This is a genomic window from Variovorax sp. BGA-UO-ETr-C22 (genome assembly GCF_059567965.1).
In genome coordinates, this window is the sequence record NZ_JCAQPA010000008.1 from 340,009 (window position 1) to 355,610 (window position 15,602).

Below are 15,602 nucleotides of genomic sequence, written 5' to 3' on the forward strand. Positions count from 1 at the left end.
CCTCAGCAGCAGGCGCCCGTGCCCCTGGCGGACACGTTGACCGGAATGCCTCGGGCAGCACCGGGCGTGCAGCAGGCGGACTCGGCCTTGGCGACGGACTTGGGCTGACCGTAGACCGGCACGGCGCCGTCCAAGGTCTGGAAGTGCTCCCACGCGATCCCCTGCGGATCGGTGACCCAGTGCTTCTCGCTGCGCGCGTAGCAGCACACGGTCTCGCCCTCGTCGAGCAGGGTCCGGTCGGCCGCTTGGCCGCGAGCCTTCAGCTCGACCAGTTCCGCTTCGTCCTCGGCCTGAATGCCAAGGTGGTCGATGCCTCTGCCCTGCCCGACTGTCGAGATAGCGAAATTGACGCGTGGATCTTCGAGCATCCACTTGGCGTAGTCGGCCTCGACACGTGCCGGCGGCGACGCAAACAGGTTGGAGTAGAAGGCGATGCTCTTGGCGAGGTCGTCGACGTGCAGATGGACATGGAAGCGCTTCATGTGTTTCTCCTTCAGCATTCACAAGCAGTGGAGCCGTCGACGAGGCATGCCTCGCCCTGACAGCAGTTCTCCGTGAGGTAGCCGAGCAACGCGTTCATCTGCTCGAACACCGCGCGATAGATCAGGTTGCGGCCGTCGCGCTCCTGGCTGACCAGGTTGGCGTGCGTCAGCTCCTTGAGGTGGAACGAGAGACTGGTCGAAGGCACGCCAAGTTGCTCCGCCAACACACCCGGTGTGAGGCCAGCGGGACCGGCGACAACCAGCGCCCGAAAGACTTGAAGGCGCACGGGCTGCGCCAATGCCGCCAGCGCTTGGATAACGTTCTTTTCTTCCATATTTCAACGATAGTCGAATTATTGAATTAATGCAAGCAACCGAACGTCTTTAGCCCCGCCCACTGCAACCCCGGCTCATACTCGGAAGAGATCAGTCCAGCATCCTTCGTTTAGCCAGCGGGCATGGAGCGGTTCTCAGCTATCGACAATAGCGGTTATGGGGAATTGAACTCCGTTGGACGAATACGCAGGCTGGGGCATAGACGATCCACCTAAGCAGATGCTTTCCCGCCATGTTGCGATGACAACAGCTTTAAGGCCAATGGCAAGTTGAGCTCTTGGCTCAACTTGCTGTTCGATCTCTTGCTTCGTCCCGCGCCGCCGTCCTCTTGCGCCAGATGCTGGACAGGCTCCCGACGATACCTTCCCGGAAGGCGAGCAGCACCACAAAGAACACCGCACCCTGCCGCCAAAGCGCCTGGGGCCAGGATCACACCCGCAGGCGGTACGGGAGGACAGCATTTTGTTATCTAGTCATCGCTCGACAAATGCCGAGGTATCACAACACGTCGGGGTGGGCCAGGCGCGCCCCCCGGGCAGCCACACAGAAACGATCACGCCCGCACGAAGCACGCGGCAGCCCGGGATGACCTGAACGGCGTGAAGGCTGCAAGGTCAAGCAAGAGCCGTGCGGAACGTTCAGCCGCCGCCAGCGGCTCGGGTCGATCAACATGCCAACACCGACCATTCGACTTGAAGAGGAACTCTGTGATCGCATCGCGGCTGCGTCCGCGAGGTCGGGCAGGACTTCGCATGCTTTCTTCCTGGACGCGCGTTCCCACATGCCGCCCCCTACTCCTGCGGTTCCAGCGCGATCGGGACCGGCATCTGCACACCATTCTTCTTGCGCGCCTGCAGCACGAACGCCACGAGCTGCCACACCACGAAGATGCCGACCAGCCCCAGCAGCGTGCCGCTGATGGGCCGCGAGACAAAGGTGCCGAAGCTGCCGCGGCTCAACAACATCGCGCGGCGGAAGTTCTCCTCGAGCATCGGCCCGAGGATGAAGCCGAGCATGAGCGGCGCCGCATCGAGTTCCAGCCGCATGAACATGTAGCCCATGAAGCCGAACGCGGCGGTGATGAACACGTCCTGCAGGTTGTTGTTCACGCTGTAGGTTCCGATGCAGCAGAAGAACAGGATCGACGGGAACAGCACGCTGTACGGGATCTTGAACACCGAGAGCCAGTAGCGCACCAGCGGCACGTTCAGCACCAGCAGGAACACGTTGCCGATCCACATGCTGGCTACCAGGCCCCAGAACAGCTCGGGGTGGCTGGCGATCATGTTCGGGCCCGGCTGGATGCCCTTGATGATGAAAGCCGCCAGCATCAGCGCCATGACCGCGTTCTCGGGAATGCCGATGCTCATCAGCGGAATGAAGCTGGTGCGCGCCGCCGCCTCGTCAGCCGCCGCCTGGCCGGCCACGCCTTCGATGCAGCCGGTGCCGATCTCGTGCTTGTACTTGCTGACCTTCTTGTCGAGCGCGTAGGCCGCAAACTGCGCGATGGTCGGGCCGCCGCCGGGCAGGATGCCCAGAATGGAGCCGACCACGCTGCCGCGCAGCGCGCTGGGGATGATCCGCTTGAACTCCGCCCAGGTCGGAATGAGGTTGATCTTGCCGTTGAAGGGCGAGCGCTCCTCGCGCGAATCAAGGTTCTTCGTGATCTCGGCGATGCCGAAGCAGCCCAACGCGATGCTCACGATGCCCACGCCGTCGGTCAAGAACGGCATGTCCATCGTGAAGCGCGCCATGCCGCTGTTCACGTCGGTACCGATGGTGCCCAGCAGCACGCCGATCATGCACATCGCCAGCCCGTTCAGCAGGCTGCCCGTGGTCACGAAGCTCACGCACACGAAGCCCACCAGCATCATCGCGACGTAGTCCGCCGGACCGAACAGGAAAGCCACCTCGCCCAGCGTCGGCGCCAGGAACGACAGCACCAGAATCGCGACCGTGCCGCCGATGAAACTGGAGAAGCCGGCCGTGAACAGCGCCAGGCCCGTCTGGCCTTTCAGCGTCATCGCGTAGCCGTCGATGCAGGCCACGATGCTGCTGGCGTGCGGGATCTTCATCGTGATCGCGCTCACACTGTCGCCGTACTGCGCACCGTAGTAGATGCCGGCCAGCATGATGAGTGCGCCGGTGGTGGGAATCGAATACGTCAGCGGCAGCAGCAGGCTGATGGTGGCCAGCGGGCCCAGGCCCGGCAGCAGGCCGACCAGCGTGCCCACCGTGCAGCCGATGGCGCAGTACATCAGGTTGTGGAGTGTCAGGGCGTGCGAGAAACCGAACGCCAGGTTGTTCAAGACTTCCGTCATGGTCGTGACCTCAGAAAAGCGGCAGGTTCAGGCCGAGCAGCTTCTGCAGCGCCAGCGCCATGGCGATCAGTCCCGCCGAGATCTTCACGTTGCGCACCCACGAGTTGGAGCTGCCCGCGAAGGCCGAACAGAACACCATGAAGACGATGCCCGCGATCATGTTCACGTACATCGAGATCAGCGCGAACCCGCACAGGCTCGACAGGATGAGTCCGATGTTCTTGAAGTTCAGGTTCAGCGCCACCGGCGCCACCACGAACGACCGGACCACCGTGGCCGCGCCGATCAGCAGCAGCAGGCCGCTCACCATCACGGGGAACAGGCCCGGCCCCGCCCGGCTGAAGTCGCCGATGGGATAGCGCAGTGCGGTCAGGCCGAAGCCCAGCGCGATCGCCATGAGGAACAGACCTCTGACAAGGTTTCTATTTTTCATTCATACGCTCACGGTGTGATGTGATTCGAATGCGCCCGCGACCGGCAAAACCGATGCGGGCGTGTCTCCGTCCGGAGAGAGTTGCCGGACGGATCGATGCTCTTTTCGCTAGCTGATCAGAATCTGACACCCTCGCGAGGGGAACTACGTACAGGAGCGAGGGCGGGCCCGAGCCGGCGCCGGCGGCCGGCACAGCCCTCGCGAGTGCCCGCGACGTGGCGAACGCCGGCTCGGTGATGCCGTCCACTCCCCGCTGTCGGTCAGCGCATCGACCGGCAGACCACGCCTGTCGCAGCGGCGAGCGCGGAAGCATCGACGGCGAAGACCGGCTGCATTGCGCATTCCCTGGCCACGCGTGCCAGGACGACCTTCACCACGTCGAGCCGCGGTGCCTTGCGCCGCGATGCAGGTCTGTGCCCGTGTGTTTGCGCCCATGGCGATGGGCACGCACTGATCACTTCGTCCGAATATTCGTGGGCACGGCAATTCAACACCGTCCCGCAGTCATCGCTCATTCGGTGTCGTCCGAGTGATACCCGCGCAGCCGCTCACGCTGCGCTTCTTGACGCTGCATCGCCGAAGCCGTCCTCGCGAGTTTCGTTTTTGCGAGCCGAAGGCTCAGAGCCTCAACGCGTAGGCCCCATCTCGGCCGCAACAGCGGCAACGGATTCCTTGAAGCGTGCCAGCCCACTCGCGATCTGGGCCGCCACGACACTCCCATCCACGGGCCACAACGTCGTGCCTTGCTTCTCGACGAAATCGCGTAAAGCCTGGCTGGTCAGCGCCTTGCGCAGATCGGCGTCCAGCATGCGGACGATGTCGCTGGGGGTGCCGGCGCGCACCGCCAGGGCGGTCCACAACGCGAAGTCGAAATCGACGCCGGATTCGCGCACGGTCGAAACGCCCGCAAGGGTGTCGACGATCACGGACTGTTTGAGTTGGGCAAACAGATGGTCGGCGTACGCGCGGGCGCCCGTTTACACCGAAGAAAGGACGCAGCGCCTCGAGCACACGCAGATCGCGCGATGAGAGAGCGTCGGGCTCGAGAGCTGACGACGAGTTGGAAGAAGTACAGGAAAGCCACCCAACTGACGAATGGTCGCTCTGACGCGTTCGCCGAGCGTGGCGTACAGCTCGACCGCTCCAATCCTGTCTTCGTATGAATGCATGAACTACCTTGTATGGATGCCTTGTATGGATGCCTCCCGGGTCAGAGATCGATGGAATCCAACAGCCGCTCTTTAAATGTTGAATACCTCAACTTCGGGGGGCTCGCCTGACAGAACGCTTAGGCAACTATTTTGGCTCGCAACAAAGTATTCGGAAACGCCTTGACCCTTCTCCCGCGTAAAACCCTGGCGAGTAGTCTCAAGATCAAGCCAGCCATTTTTCTTTATCAAGAAGAGCCAACCATTTACCGCACTGCAGGCGGGCCAAAATTCGAGCAAATCACCCTCATCGAGCAGCCTAAAACCCACGACCCAGGGAAACCTCACGATTGCAACTTTTTTATCCTCAGCGGAAATTAATGTTACGGCGAGCTTGCCCCACTCAAACCGCACATCGGAAATATTCATAGCCGATTGAAACGTATGAATATTCTCAATAGCCTCGGCATCAACGCTTGGCATTGATCTCTCTCCTTGCTTCAGTTCCGCGGATAGCGGATCTTATCCAGTGGTTTGCCCCGAGGATTTTGCATCTCAATCGTAGGAACGTTGCCGGACCCCTCTGAACTTCCCGGTCGAACAATCGTTCTTCCACCATCTGGCGCTACCCCAACGCGAACCCCGTTCCCCTTGTCACTCACGCCATCGCCGTTGGGAAAAAGCTTATCAAAGTCATCATTTGCATCGCCAACGGGATCATCCGATGGCTTGTCCCAAATCCTGGGGCCTCCTCCAATTCGGTCTCCACCAGTGGCGCCTGGGATTGGGGCTTCTCGTGTCCCGTCGCCACCATCCGAAAACATCCGGTCCCTCACCCAATCAACGGCTCGCTCGCAGGACCGGGCGATGCCATTCACCGCATTTCGGCAGCCAGCGGACAACGAGCAGCCGACACCGAGAACACCGGCCCCCACAGGCGCCAAGATCTGAGCGACTTGTCCACGTGGATCCACATATTTCAGTGAATTTCCGTCGACGTACCCGAACCTGCTCCATCCTCCATCCAACCCGATCGGATCCGGCTGGCTGTATCGTCCCGTTCTGCTGTCGTAGCTACGGAAGTAGTTGTAGAACAGCCCACTCTCTGCATCCGCATACTGCCCCGGGTAGCGCAGGTTGAAGACGATTTCGGCCGCCGATGTGCTGCCCGTGCTGGGCACGGTCTCTGGCCCGGTAAACCGCTTCGCAGCCGTCGTCGGCATCTCTTCGCCGAACGCGCTGTAGCGCCATTGCCAGACTGGCTGACCCGCGTCATTGCTCAATCGCCTGGGAGTGTTCAGATGGTCGCTATGCACTGCATGCTTCGCACCGTTGAGCACGGTCGCGACCGGCAACGGACCATTCACCGTGGGCAGATAGATGTACTGGCTCTGTCCCGAGCTTTGCGCGCCACCGCTGCCCATCTCCGCGATCAGCGTTCCTTGCTCGTCGTACACGTAGGCGTAACCAAGTTGCTCCGCCTCGCTGGTCGCCGGACTCCACAGCTTTGTGAAGAAGGCGACCAAGCTGCTCCAGAAACCCGGGTCGGTCTCGTCGCCCTGCACTGGCTGGAACTGCGGTTCGGTCTTGAAGACACGCTGGCCCAGCGCGTTGTGGGCATAGCGCGTCGTGGGACTGCTGTCGGTGGCGCCTGTGGTGGCGGTGCTCAACCGCCCCTCGGCGTCATAGCCATACGTACGCAACCCATCGCCCGTGAGATCGCCGTTGGCGTTGTAGCCGTAGGTGACCGCGGTATTGCTGGTGCCGTTGATGGTCTGGCTGAAGCCCGCGAGGCGGTTGCTGCCACCGAGCACCGTGTAGTTCCGTCCGGTTGTCTGGCCGTTACCCACCCGAGTGCTGCTGGTCCGGTTGCCGTTCGCGTCGTAGCCGAAACTGGCGGTATCGGTCGCCCCGGACGTCGCGTCGAAGCCGGTGATGCGACCAGTACTGTCATACCCCACGCTCCAGGTGACGTCGCCGCCGGCGATGGTGTCATGGGTGGGGTCAGTGTCCGCCGGCCCATACAGGTACTGTGTCAGACCCGAGATGCGGCCAGCGGCGTCGTACACATAGCTGGTGGTCTCGGTGGCGATAAGCCGCCCGGCCGTGTCGTAGCTGCGGCTGGCCGAGAGCTGCGGGCTGCTGGTAGTGAAGGCCCAGGTCCAACCCGTCGCCTGGCCGAGCGGATTCCAGGTGATGTTGGTAACCAGTGGATTGCCGTTCCAGCTCAGACTGTTGATGCGGCCCGTCGTGTCGTACTGGTAGCCGAGGCTGGCCCCATTGGGGTAGCCGACTCCCGCCAGTGTGCCGCTGGGGCTGTAGCTGTAGCTGACCTGCTAAACGCTGCCGTTGGCCAGGGTCTGCTTCTTGAGGATGACGCGGCCGAAGGCATCGCGCGTGTACTCGGTGGTGCCGCTGCGATCGATGATCTCCGACAGGTAGCCCTTGCTGTTGGCCGTCAGGTCGTAGCGCAACGTCGTGGTCTTTGCATCGGCAAAGACCAGGCTGGTCGGTCGCCCCAGCGCATCGCGAACGATGCTGGTTGCCTGGCCCAGCGCGTCAGTGATCTGGCTGGGCAATCCCAGACTGTGCGGTCCCGACGAGATGGCCAAGGCATTGCAAGCCGGCGCCTGCGACCTCGCCATGCCCGACGCGATGAAGATCGGCGGTGTGACCGGCTGGCTGCGCGCCGCGGCGCTGGCGCAGTCGCACGGCGTGCCGATGTCGAGCCACATCTTCCAGGAAGTCAGCGTGCACCTGCTGGCCGTCACGCCGACACGGCATCTGCTCGAACGCATGGACCTCGCGGCGCCGGTGTTGGCGCAACCGCTGGCGTTTGCGAATGGCAGGGCGATCGCCCCTGCGCAGCCGGGGACGGGTATTGCGTGGAACGAGGAAGCGCTCCGGGCGTTTCTCGTCTAGACGTCATTTTTGCCTATTTAACGGGTATTTTTTCAGATACCTATCTAATGGGTATTTTGACAAATACCCATCAGATCGATAAGCTGTTGGTGGCCCACTTCATCGGCAGCCCCTATGCAGCAAGTTCTTTCAGTCCCCTCACAGCTCGGCGTACTGCTCAAGGCCGCTCGCAAGGCGTCGGGCATTTCCCAGGTGAAGCTGGCCGAGCGCCTCGGCATCAGCCAAAGCCGCATGTCCCACATGGAGCTCAACCCCGGCTCGGTGAGCCTGGAGCAACTGCTGGCCCTCTTCAGCGTGCTGGGCCTCGAAATGTTCGTCGGCTCGAAGAAGCCCACAAGGCTCTCGACTCACGCGGCAGACGTCGATCATCCAGGCACCAGGCATGTCGCCAACCCGCCTCCACCTGCTTCGGAATGGTGAGCGTGGCGCGCACATCGAACACCCCCGCGCTTTCCATCTGGGCCAATGGCGAACGCGTCGGCATCTGGCGTATCCCAGAACGCGGGGCGGACGAGTTGCTCTACGACGATGCCTGGGTCGGCTCGCCGGCAGGACGCCCCCTCTCGCTGTCGTTGCCGCTGGTCGGGGGCTTTACTCACAAGGGCGCGGTCGTCCAGAACTACTTCGACAACCTGCTGCCGGACAGCCAGCCCATTCGCGAACGCATTGCGGGCCGCTTCAGGACGCGGACCACACAGCCGTTCGACCTTTTGCAGGCCATCGGACGCGACTGCGTCGGCGCCATCCAGTTACTGGGCGAAGACGACGGCCCAGCGCATGTGGAGCACATCGAGGGCGAGCCGATGACCGAGTCCGATGTTGAGAAGCTGCTCCAGCGAACGGTCGACCCCGGTAGGTTCGCGGGGCAATCTGCACCCGAAGACGAGTTGCGCATCTCTCTGGCCGGTGCGCAGGAAAAGACTGCCCTCCTGTGGCACCAGGGCCAGTGGATGCGCCCGCACGGCTCTACCCCCACCACGCACATCCTGAAGTTGCCGCTGGGCCTGGTCGGCCATCGCAAAGCCGACTTCAGCACCTCGGTCGAGAACGAGTGGCTCTGCCTGAACATCCTTCAGGAATACGGCATTCCCGTGCCGCTGACGGCAATGCTGCGCTTCGGGTCGCAAAAGGTGCTGGCCGTCGAGCGCTTCGACCGCCGGCTGCACTCGTCCGGCAACCGGTGGCTGCGCCTGCCGCAGGAAGACTTCTGCCAGGCCCTGGGCAAGCCCTCGCACCTGAAGTACGAGGCCGACGGCGGCCCCGGCATGATCGATCTGGCGAACGTGCTTCGAAGCTCGGTCGATGCACAGAAAGACCTGGCCACGCTCATCACCGTGCAACTGCTCTTCTGGATGCTCGGCGCGCCTGACGGTCACGCAAAGAACTTCAGCATCGCGTGGCTCCCGATGGGCCGCTACAGGCTGACACCCATCTACGACGTGATGTCCATCTGGCCGGTGGAGGGCAACGGACCCAACCAGTTTTCCAAGCACGAGGCCAAGCTCGCCATGGCCTTGGTCGGCAAGAGCAAGCACTACTCTTTCAAGACCATCCAGCGGCGGCACTTTAATTTGATGGCGCAGAAGTGCCACTACGGGCCGGATGCCGAGAATCTCGTCCAGCGCGTACTCGCGGCAACGCCGGGCGTGATCGACCGGGTCGGCGCACGCTTGCCGCCGAACTTTCCGTCCGAGGTGTCCGGCAGGATTCTCGAAGAGCTCGCGCGTTCCGCCAGGGCGCTGGAGAAGATGCCTGCCTTTTAGGCGGCCGAGCGCTCAGAGCTTGCTGAGCGTCTGCACGATCTCGTCCACCAGTCAGCGGTGCGCGGCACTGTACTCGTGGCGCGCATGCCAGTGGGCCTGAACCTGGAAGTCCGGCAGGGGCAACGGCAGCGCCTTGAGCCCGCCCTGCACCACATAGAGGCTCGCGACGCGCGAAGGCAGCAGCACGAGCAAATCGCTCTGCGACAGCAGTTGCGGCAGCACCGTGAACTGCGGCACGCGTGCCACGATGTTGCGATTGATGCCGCGCTCGGCCAGCGCCTCCTCGATCAGGAAGTGACCCGAGCGCGGCAAAGACACCATCACATGCCGCGCCGATGAAAACTCCTGGAGGCTCATCCGATCGCCGATGCTCGGATGGTTGGTCGACATCAGGCACACGTAGTGCTCGCGAAACAGCAGCGCGCTGTGCATGGGCGATGCCAGCGCCGGGATGTTGCCGATGGCCATGTCAAGCCGCCCGACCGAGAGGTCTTCGCTCAACGCGTCGGGGATCTGCACGATGTCGATCTCGATGCGCGGGGCCGACTCCTGGAACTTGCGCAGCAGGGGCGGCACGAAATAGAGCACGCCGATGTCCGACATCGCGAGACGGAAACGCCGTGTCGAGCGCAGCGGATCGAAGGCGGTGTTCTGCTCGAGGGTACTCTCGATGGAGGTCAGCGCGTCGCGGTAGCGCAGGTACAACTGCTCTGCCAAGCTGGTGGGCATCAAGCCGTCGGCGCCGCGCGTAAACAGGCGGTCGGCGTACACCTTGCGCAGCTTCGCGAGGGCGTAACTGATGGTGGGCTGCGTGACGTCGAGACGCTCCGCCGCCTGCGTGACGCTGCGCGTTTCATAAATCGCGACGAACACGCGAATGAGGTTCAGGTCCAGATGGCTCATGGTTCTTGCCGGAGGCCGAATGTGCCACAGACAGGCACGGATCAGACCCGCAGGTGCGCTTCCAGGGTCTCACGCGGCAAGTCGCTGGCCGTCCCCTGGAGCGAGCATTCGCCGTGGTCGATGGCCAGCAGGAACTCGAGGTTCTGCTCGACGATGACGAACGCGGCGCCCTGCGCCTTGCGCGCGTACCAGCATGGCCATGCGCTCAATGTTCTCGGGCTGCACGCCCTCGGTCGGTTCGTCGAGGATGGCGAGCGATGCACGCAGCCCCAGGGTTCGCGTGAACGACAGCAGCTTGCGCTCGCCTCCGCTGAGCGAGCCGGCGCGCTGGCCCATGCGCTCGGCCAGCCGCGGAAATGCGGCAAGGCCATCGGCATAGCGAGCCGGGTCTCGCCCGCGCAGGTGCAGCCACAGGTTCTCGCTCACGCTGAGTTCGCCGAAGACCACGTCCTCCTGTGGCGCGTAGGCCATGCCCGCGGCCAGGCGCTGCTGCGGCGCCACGCGCGCCAGGTCGCGCCCGGCGAGCGCAACGCGGCCCTGTTTGAGCGGCAGGAAGCCGGTCAACGCGCGCATCAGCGTGGTCTTGCCCACGCCGTTGCGCCCGAGCACGCCCAGCACGCGACCAGGGCCGACCGCGCCGCTCAGGCCACGCAGCACATCTGCGCGCCCTACGGCACGACCGCCTCATCACGATCGAGCAACTTGCGGAGTTGGCCGGCTTGCACCCCAACTACGTTGGTTCTGTTGAACGCGGCGAGCGCAACTTGTCGCTCTTCAACATTTGGAGGCTGGCCGGCGGCCTGGAAGTTTCGGTCTCGCAACTCGTGGAGACGCTGGCCGCGCGGGTGATCAAGCGTGCCCGCCGAGCCGGATAGCAGCCCCAGTCACACTCAGACAAAGTACGTCGTCGAGCCGAGTCATCCTCCGGCAATCGACAGGCAGCGCAGAAATCGATTGACCGGCCTTCTCACCCCGCCTGCTGTGAAGGTGTTCCTGGTGCTGGGGAATGAGCCGCCGCCCAAGTACAGGCATGCTGCAGCGACGCTCGGAGTAAAGGTGATCGAAAACGTCAAGCTTCCCAAGCGCGCGGTATCCGTTGAAGGGCGTACCGTCCTGCTTCTAGCGACCTCTCCAACGCGACCCCGCTTTCGACCCCCGGGAGCGTATCGCCCCGATGGCCGGCCTCCTGTACCTGCAACACACCCGGAGAACCCGTACTGGCAATACTTCTGCGGCGAGGTATACCTGCAGACCGGAGCGCCCATTGATCCGAGCAGCCTCACGCGCTGGAGGAAGCGCATCGACCGTTGAGCAGTTCACCCAGGCTTTGCACTCTTACATCCGCTGGTACAACGATAAGCGGATTAGGATGTCTTTCGGCGCGCGCAGCCTCTTGACTACCGACGAAACTTGGGGCTCATGGCATAAACAGTCAAAGTTTTTGTCCGCATCCCCCTGCTCAATGGTTGTGGACTGCCAACTGCGAGGATAGAACAGCTCGGTTTTAAACCGGCCGAAGAAACCTTCGCACGCCGCATTAGCAGGCGAGTACCCCTTGCGCGACATCGAGCGAGTCAGCTTCGCATCGGCGATGCGCGAGAGCCAGTCAGACCAGCGATAGTGGGCGCCACAATCTGAATGCACAACAGGCCGTTCGCTGCTGGATGCGACGGTCTCGATGGCTGCATCCAGCATCGTGTTGACGAGCTCAGCGTCCGGGCGCGTACCGATCGACCAACTGACGACCATGCCGTCGAAGCAGTCGATCATGGGAGACAGATACACCTTGCCGGCCGGAACCTGGAACTCCGTGATGTCAGTGAGCCACTTCTCGCTGGGCGTGGCAGCCCGGAAGTTGCGGTTGAGGAGGTTGTCTGGCGCCGGACTGATTTCCCCAAGTATGAGCCGTACCAGCGCCGCTTCAGTGTTGCAGCGGCCAGACGCTCCTGTTTCATCAATCGCTGCACCACCTTCTCCGAGATGCTGAAGCACTGCCTGCTCAGCGAAGCCGGCAGCCGGTGGTAGCCATATCTAATCCGACGCAACCAGTCGCCGGACCATGCCACTTGGAACTGCGTGGGCTCGGTCATACATGGCACGGTAGTAGGGCAGCATGCGCTGCGCAGCCGCATGAGATTCGCTCATTTGCGCCCCGATGGCCATGGCCAGCTCGCGGATCTCGGCACGAATGCTCGAAGCGTTGAGCCGCACGTGGCGGCCATTTTCCATGACCACTTCGCCTGCCACGACGCTGGTGCGCACAGAGCTTCCATCCTCGCTGTAGACCAATTGACGCTCAAGGTTGTTGAAGGGCGTGAAGGCCCACGTATCGAGCTCGAGCAAGATGATGTCGGCCTGGGCCCCTGTGCTCAACTGGCCGACCTCGCCGGCGCGACGAATGGCGCGTGCGCCACCGCGTGTCATTGCTCGCAGGATCTCGTGCGCGCGCGGCCACTGATCGAAATCCGGCGTACTCAGGTTATGGATGAGTCCGGCCATTTTTCCGGCCTGCCAAACGTTGGCGGTGTCGTCAGTGCACAGCTCGTCTGTACCAATGGCCACAGTGACTCCGGCATCGCGCAGCGCGCGAAAGGGCATCACGCCACTGCCCAGGCGAAGGTTGCAAACGGGGTTGTGTGCAACCACCGCATCGGCCTGGGCCAACAGACACACGTCGTCGTCGTCGATCCAGATCGCGTGAATGATCTGGCTGCGTGCGTCCAGAATCCCGAGGTTGTGCACATGACGCACCAATGAGCATCCGAAGCGCTCGTGTCCTGTTGCGCGTTGCAACTTCGTTTCGAGAATGTGAATGTTGAAGGGCAGATCGTGCCCGCGGCTGAGTTCGTGCAGTGCCAGAAAATAGGGTTCCGTGACGCGTTGAGGCGCCGAACACGACACTGCTGCAGACAAACGTCCGTCGGCCTGACCGTGCCAGCGCTTGAGCATGTACGCGTACAGCGCCAGCAACTCGTCCATGTCCTGGCGCGGAGCGCCTTCCATTTCGAGGCGCAGGGCCGGCGGCAGCAATTCCTTCAGGTAGGGAAACTTGTCGTACTCGACCACGTTGGGCTGGTCGATGGCGACCGTGGCACGAATGCCTGCATCAGCATAGGCCTGCATCACTGCGTCGATGCTCTCCCGTGAGGCCACCGGCACGTGGTAGGCATCGTCGTGCACGCTGGTGATTCCACGTTCGAGCATCTCCAGCGCGCCCATGAGGGTGCGCAGGTAGGCAAACCGATAGCTATCGGCCTGTTGTGCAAGCGGCGGTACTTCGTACAGCATGAAGACTTCCAGCGGATAGCCGTCAAGCTGCCCTTTGAGGAAGTTTCCCGGCGAATGGAAGTGCGCATTGACCAAGCCGGGCATGGCGAGCATGCCGCGTGCATCGATGGTCCGTATGTCGGGCATCGGCGCCTGCAGATCGGGACCGATGGCCTCGATGCGGCCGTCGATCACGAGAATGTCGGCACACGGCCATTCACGGCTCTGGTCGTCCAGTGTCAAGATCCGGGCGCCGCGGATCAGGAGCGAGCGCGGTCCTGTCATGCAAATGCCTGCCTGTTCATGTGCCAAGTGCCTCTTGTTCCGCAAAGGCACGGTCGACTTCATCGGCCAGCAGCTCCGCGAGTTGGTCGTGCAGCGCATGAAAGGCTGGATCACGCGGGTTGCGTGGGCGTTCCAGCGTCACCGGAACGATCGTCTTGATGCGTCCCGGCCGTGCAGTGAACACGACGATGCGGTCCGCCAACCCGATGGCCTCCTCGATCGAATGGGTCACCAGCAACATCGATGCGCGGCTTTGCCGCCAGAGATCGAGCAGGTAGTTCTGCATCTTTGCGCGCGTTTGGATATCGAGCGCTGCAAAAGGCTCGTCCATCATGAGCACCTTGGGTTCGAGCGCGAGGGCGCGCGCCATGGCGGCCCGCTGGCGCATGCCGCCGGACAGTTCGGAGGGCCTCTTGTGTGCAAAACCATTCAGCCCCACACGTTGGAGCAGTTCCAAGGCCCGCTGTTCGCGTTGCGCTTTCGGCATGCCCTGGAGCGCCAGGCCGTAGGCCACGTTGTCGCTGATGTTCAGCCAGGGGAAGAGTGCCGCTTCCTGAAAAATCATGCCGCGTTGCGGGCTGGTGCTGGTGATGGGCACGCCTTCGCTCAACACCTCGCCATGACTCGCTCCTTCGAGGCCCGCGAGAAGATAGAGAAGCGTGCTCTTGCCGCAGCCAGAGGGCCCGAGCAGCACCACGAATTCGCCGGCCTTGACGTCGAAGTTGAGCTCCTGCAATGCCACGAACGGCTTGCCGCTGTCGGTGTCCCAGGTCTTGCCGACATTGCGGCATTCAATGGCCGAGGAGGTGCGATCGTCCCGCATGGTCATTTGCCTCCCGCGCCATTGTCGATCCACCAGAGCATTCGCCGCTGAATGAGTCGCAAGGCCTGGTCAAAAATGAATCCGCTCAGTCCGATCAGGGTCATGGTGAAAAAGACCAGACTTGCGTTGAAGGTGTTGCGCGCCATCATCACGATCTGGCCCAAGCCACTGCCTACGCCGGCAGCTTCGGCGATGAGCACCACCATCCAGGCGGCGAACAGATTGATCCGCAAGGTCACGAAAAGCCCCGGAAGGATGGCCGGAAGAATGACCGAGCGAAAGACCTGCCGCTTGCTTGCCCCCATGATGCGGGCGACATGGATATATGCCTTGGGCACATCGTCGATTTGGGCCAGGGTGGCGATCACCATCACGAAGAAGAGAGCGATGAACACCATGAAGATGGCCGGCTTGTCGCCGATGCCGAACAGAAACACCGCCACCGGCAACCAGGCGACCGGCGAGATGGGCGCAAACATGGTCACCGCCGGCAGCGCGAGTTTGCCGAAGATCGAGTTGTAGCGAATAAGCAGTCCGACGGCCAGGCTCAGCACGAAGCCCAGAAGCAGACCCACCAGCACACGCATCGACGTCCAGAGCACGACGCTGATCACAGCCAGCCAATTGCCACCTTCTCCGCTGGAGCCGATGGTGTTGGCCATGTCGAAGAAGTGAAGTTGCTCGCTCCAGTTGCCAGAAAGACATGGGGTGCCGGCATGAGCAGCGGGTCGGCCCAGCCCATCGCGGCGGCAAACTCCCAGATGCCGACGATGGTACCGATGGACGCCACCACCCAAAGCGCAGCGACAAACCGGAGATGCAGGCGTTTCAAGAGTCGCCCGGACGAAACCGGAGCGGCAAGCGAACTGCTTGGCGGCTTCCGCGCGTCGGTCGCGACGTGCATGTTGACGGCAGACAT

General features: G+C 62.6%; 20 protein-coding genes and 2 pseudogenes. 6 read left to right on the top strand and 16 right to left on the bottom strand.

All coding sequences use genetic code 11. The annotated features are described in order from the left end of the window. Positions 1 to 2: 2 nt before the first annotated feature. The 9 genes from AC57B8_RS09110 to AC57B8_RS09150 form a co-directional block, all read right to left on the bottom strand. Positions 3 to 482, bottom strand: coding sequence for an ArsI/CadI family heavy metal resistance metalloenzyme (locus AC57B8_RS09110; RefSeq protein ID WP_496479399.1), 480 nt, complete (start codon positions 480 to 482; stop codon positions 3 to 5). 11 nt (positions 483 to 493) lie between these two features. Next, positions 494 to 817 carry an ArsR/SmtB family transcription factor gene (locus AC57B8_RS09115; RefSeq protein ID WP_496479400.1) on the bottom strand — a complete coding sequence of 108 codons (324 nt, stop codon included), beginning with the start codon at positions 815 to 817 and terminating at the stop codon, positions 494 to 496. Between the two features lie 792 nt (positions 818 to 1,609). Next, positions 1,610 to 3,139 carry a tripartite tricarboxylate transporter permease gene (locus tag AC57B8_RS09120; RefSeq protein ID WP_496479401.1) on the bottom strand — a complete coding sequence of 510 codons (1,530 nt, stop codon included), beginning with the start codon at positions 3,137 to 3,139 and terminating at the stop codon, positions 1,610 to 1,612. A gap of 10 nt (positions 3,140 to 3,149) precedes the next feature. Then, positions 3,150 to 3,572, bottom strand: a complete 423-nt coding sequence (locus tag AC57B8_RS09125; protein WP_496479402.1) for a tripartite tricarboxylate transporter TctB family protein — start codon at positions 3,570 to 3,572, stop codon at positions 3,150 to 3,152. Between the two features lie 260 nt (positions 3,573 to 3,832). After that, positions 3,833 to 4,087 carry a hypothetical protein gene (locus AC57B8_RS09130; protein WP_496479403.1) on the bottom strand — a complete coding sequence of 85 codons (255 nt, stop codon included), beginning with the start codon at positions 4,085 to 4,087 and terminating at the stop codon, positions 3,833 to 3,835. Between the two features lie 111 nt (positions 4,088 to 4,198). Continuing rightward, complete coding sequence (locus tag AC57B8_RS09135) at positions 4,199 to 4,498, bottom strand: tripartite tricarboxylate transporter substrate-binding protein (RefSeq protein WP_496479404.1); 300 nt, start codon at positions 4,496 to 4,498, stop codon at positions 4,199 to 4,201. A 315-nt stretch (positions 4,499 to 4,813) separates the two neighbouring features. Then, positions 4,814 to 5,203: a hypothetical protein gene (locus tag AC57B8_RS09140; protein WP_496479405.1), complete on the bottom strand. Its 390-nt coding sequence runs from the start codon at positions 5,201 to 5,203 to the stop codon at positions 4,814 to 4,816. A gap of 17 nt (positions 5,204 to 5,220) precedes the next feature. Further along, positions 5,221 to 6,789, bottom strand: a complete 1,569-nt coding sequence (locus AC57B8_RS09145; protein ID WP_496479406.1) for an RHS repeat-associated core domain-containing protein — start codon at positions 6,787 to 6,789, stop codon at positions 5,221 to 5,223. Positions 6,790 to 7,056: 267 nt separating this feature from the next. Continuing rightward, complete coding sequence (locus tag AC57B8_RS09150) at positions 7,057 to 7,299, bottom strand: hypothetical protein (protein WP_496479488.1); 243 nt, start codon at positions 7,297 to 7,299, stop codon at positions 7,057 to 7,059. On the opposite strand from AC57B8_RS09150, the gene AC57B8_RS09155 reads away from it, so the two are divergent. The 3 genes from AC57B8_RS09155 to AC57B8_RS09165 all read left to right on the top strand — a co-directional run bounded on the left by AC57B8_RS09155 (position 7,256) and on the right by AC57B8_RS09165 (position 9,405). Further along, a complete protein-coding gene (locus tag AC57B8_RS09155; RefSeq protein WP_496479407.1) occupies positions 7,256 to 7,642 on the top strand; it encodes an enolase C-terminal domain-like protein in 387 nt (128 codons plus the stop codon). The genes AC57B8_RS09150 and AC57B8_RS09155 overlap by 44 nt on opposite strands. 114 nt (positions 7,643 to 7,756) lie before the next feature. After that, positions 7,757 to 8,062, top strand: a complete 306-nt coding sequence (locus AC57B8_RS09160) for a helix-turn-helix domain-containing protein (protein ID WP_496479408.1) — start codon at positions 7,757 to 7,759, stop codon at positions 8,060 to 8,062. Positions 8,063 to 8,064: 2 nt separating this feature from the next. Next, positions 8,065 to 9,405, top strand: a complete 1,341-nt coding sequence (locus AC57B8_RS09165; RefSeq protein WP_496479409.1) for a type II toxin-antitoxin system HipA family toxin — start codon at positions 8,065 to 8,067, stop codon at positions 9,403 to 9,405. Between the two features lie 51 nt (positions 9,406 to 9,456). Here AC57B8_RS09165 and AC57B8_RS09170 read toward each other — a convergent pair whose 3' ends face one another. After that, positions 9,457 to 10,308, bottom strand: a complete 852-nt coding sequence (locus AC57B8_RS09170) for a LysR family transcriptional regulator (protein WP_496479410.1) — start codon at positions 10,306 to 10,308, stop codon at positions 9,457 to 9,459. Between the two features lie 69 nt (positions 10,309 to 10,377). Then, on the bottom strand, positions 10,378 to 10,965 hold the full coding sequence (locus AC57B8_RS09175) for an ATP-binding cassette domain-containing protein (protein WP_496479411.1): 588 nt from the start codon (positions 10,963 to 10,965) through the stop codon (positions 10,378 to 10,380). Between the two features lie 53 nt (positions 10,966 to 11,018). Between AC57B8_RS09175 and AC57B8_RS09180 the strand changes: the two genes are divergently transcribed. The 3 genes and pseudogenes from AC57B8_RS09180 to AC57B8_RS09190 all read left to right on the top strand — a co-directional run bounded on the left by AC57B8_RS09180 (position 11,019) and on the right by AC57B8_RS09190 (position 11,800). Further along, the gene (locus tag AC57B8_RS09180) at positions 11,019 to 11,183 is read left to right on the top strand and encodes a helix-turn-helix domain-containing protein (RefSeq protein WP_496479412.1); all 165 of its coding nucleotides are present in this window, start codon (positions 11,019 to 11,021) and stop codon (positions 11,181 to 11,183) included. Between the two features lie 331 nt (positions 11,184 to 11,514). Beyond that, a pseudogene (locus AC57B8_RS09185) lies at positions 11,515 to 11,610 on the top strand (transposase); the annotation flags it as partial. 25 nt (positions 11,611 to 11,635) lie between these two features. After that, positions 11,636 to 11,800 (top strand): hypothetical protein, encoded by a 165-nt coding sequence (locus AC57B8_RS09190; protein WP_496479413.1) that lies wholly within the window; start codon positions 11,636 to 11,638, stop codon positions 11,798 to 11,800. Here the strand turns inward: AC57B8_RS09190 and AC57B8_RS09195 are convergent. The 5 genes and pseudogenes from AC57B8_RS09195 to AC57B8_RS09215 all read right to left on the bottom strand — a co-directional run. Further along, positions 11,764 to 12,338, bottom strand: a pseudogene (locus tag AC57B8_RS09195) (IS3 family transposase); the annotation flags it as partial. The gene AC57B8_RS09190 and the pseudogene AC57B8_RS09195 sit on opposite strands and share 37 nt — an antisense overlap. A gap of 1 nt (position 12,339) precedes the next feature. Then, positions 12,340 to 13,923, bottom strand: a complete 1,584-nt coding sequence (locus AC57B8_RS09200) for an amidohydrolase family protein (protein WP_496479414.1) — start codon at positions 13,921 to 13,923, stop codon at positions 12,340 to 12,342. Next, complete coding sequence (locus AC57B8_RS09205) at positions 13,877 to 14,683, bottom strand: ABC transporter ATP-binding protein (RefSeq protein ID WP_496479415.1); 807 nt, start codon at positions 14,681 to 14,683, stop codon at positions 13,877 to 13,879. The genes AC57B8_RS09200 and AC57B8_RS09205 overlap by 47 nt, the downstream gene beginning before the upstream one ends. A gap of 2 nt (positions 14,684 to 14,685) precedes the next feature. After that, positions 14,686 to 15,345, bottom strand: coding sequence for an ABC transporter permease (locus AC57B8_RS09210; RefSeq protein ID WP_496479416.1), 660 nt, complete (start codon positions 15,343 to 15,345; stop codon positions 14,686 to 14,688). Beyond that, complete coding sequence (locus tag AC57B8_RS09215) at positions 15,294 to 15,602, bottom strand: hypothetical protein (protein WP_496479417.1); 309 nt, start codon at positions 15,600 to 15,602, stop codon at positions 15,294 to 15,296. The genes AC57B8_RS09210 and AC57B8_RS09215 overlap by 52 nt, the downstream gene beginning before the upstream one ends.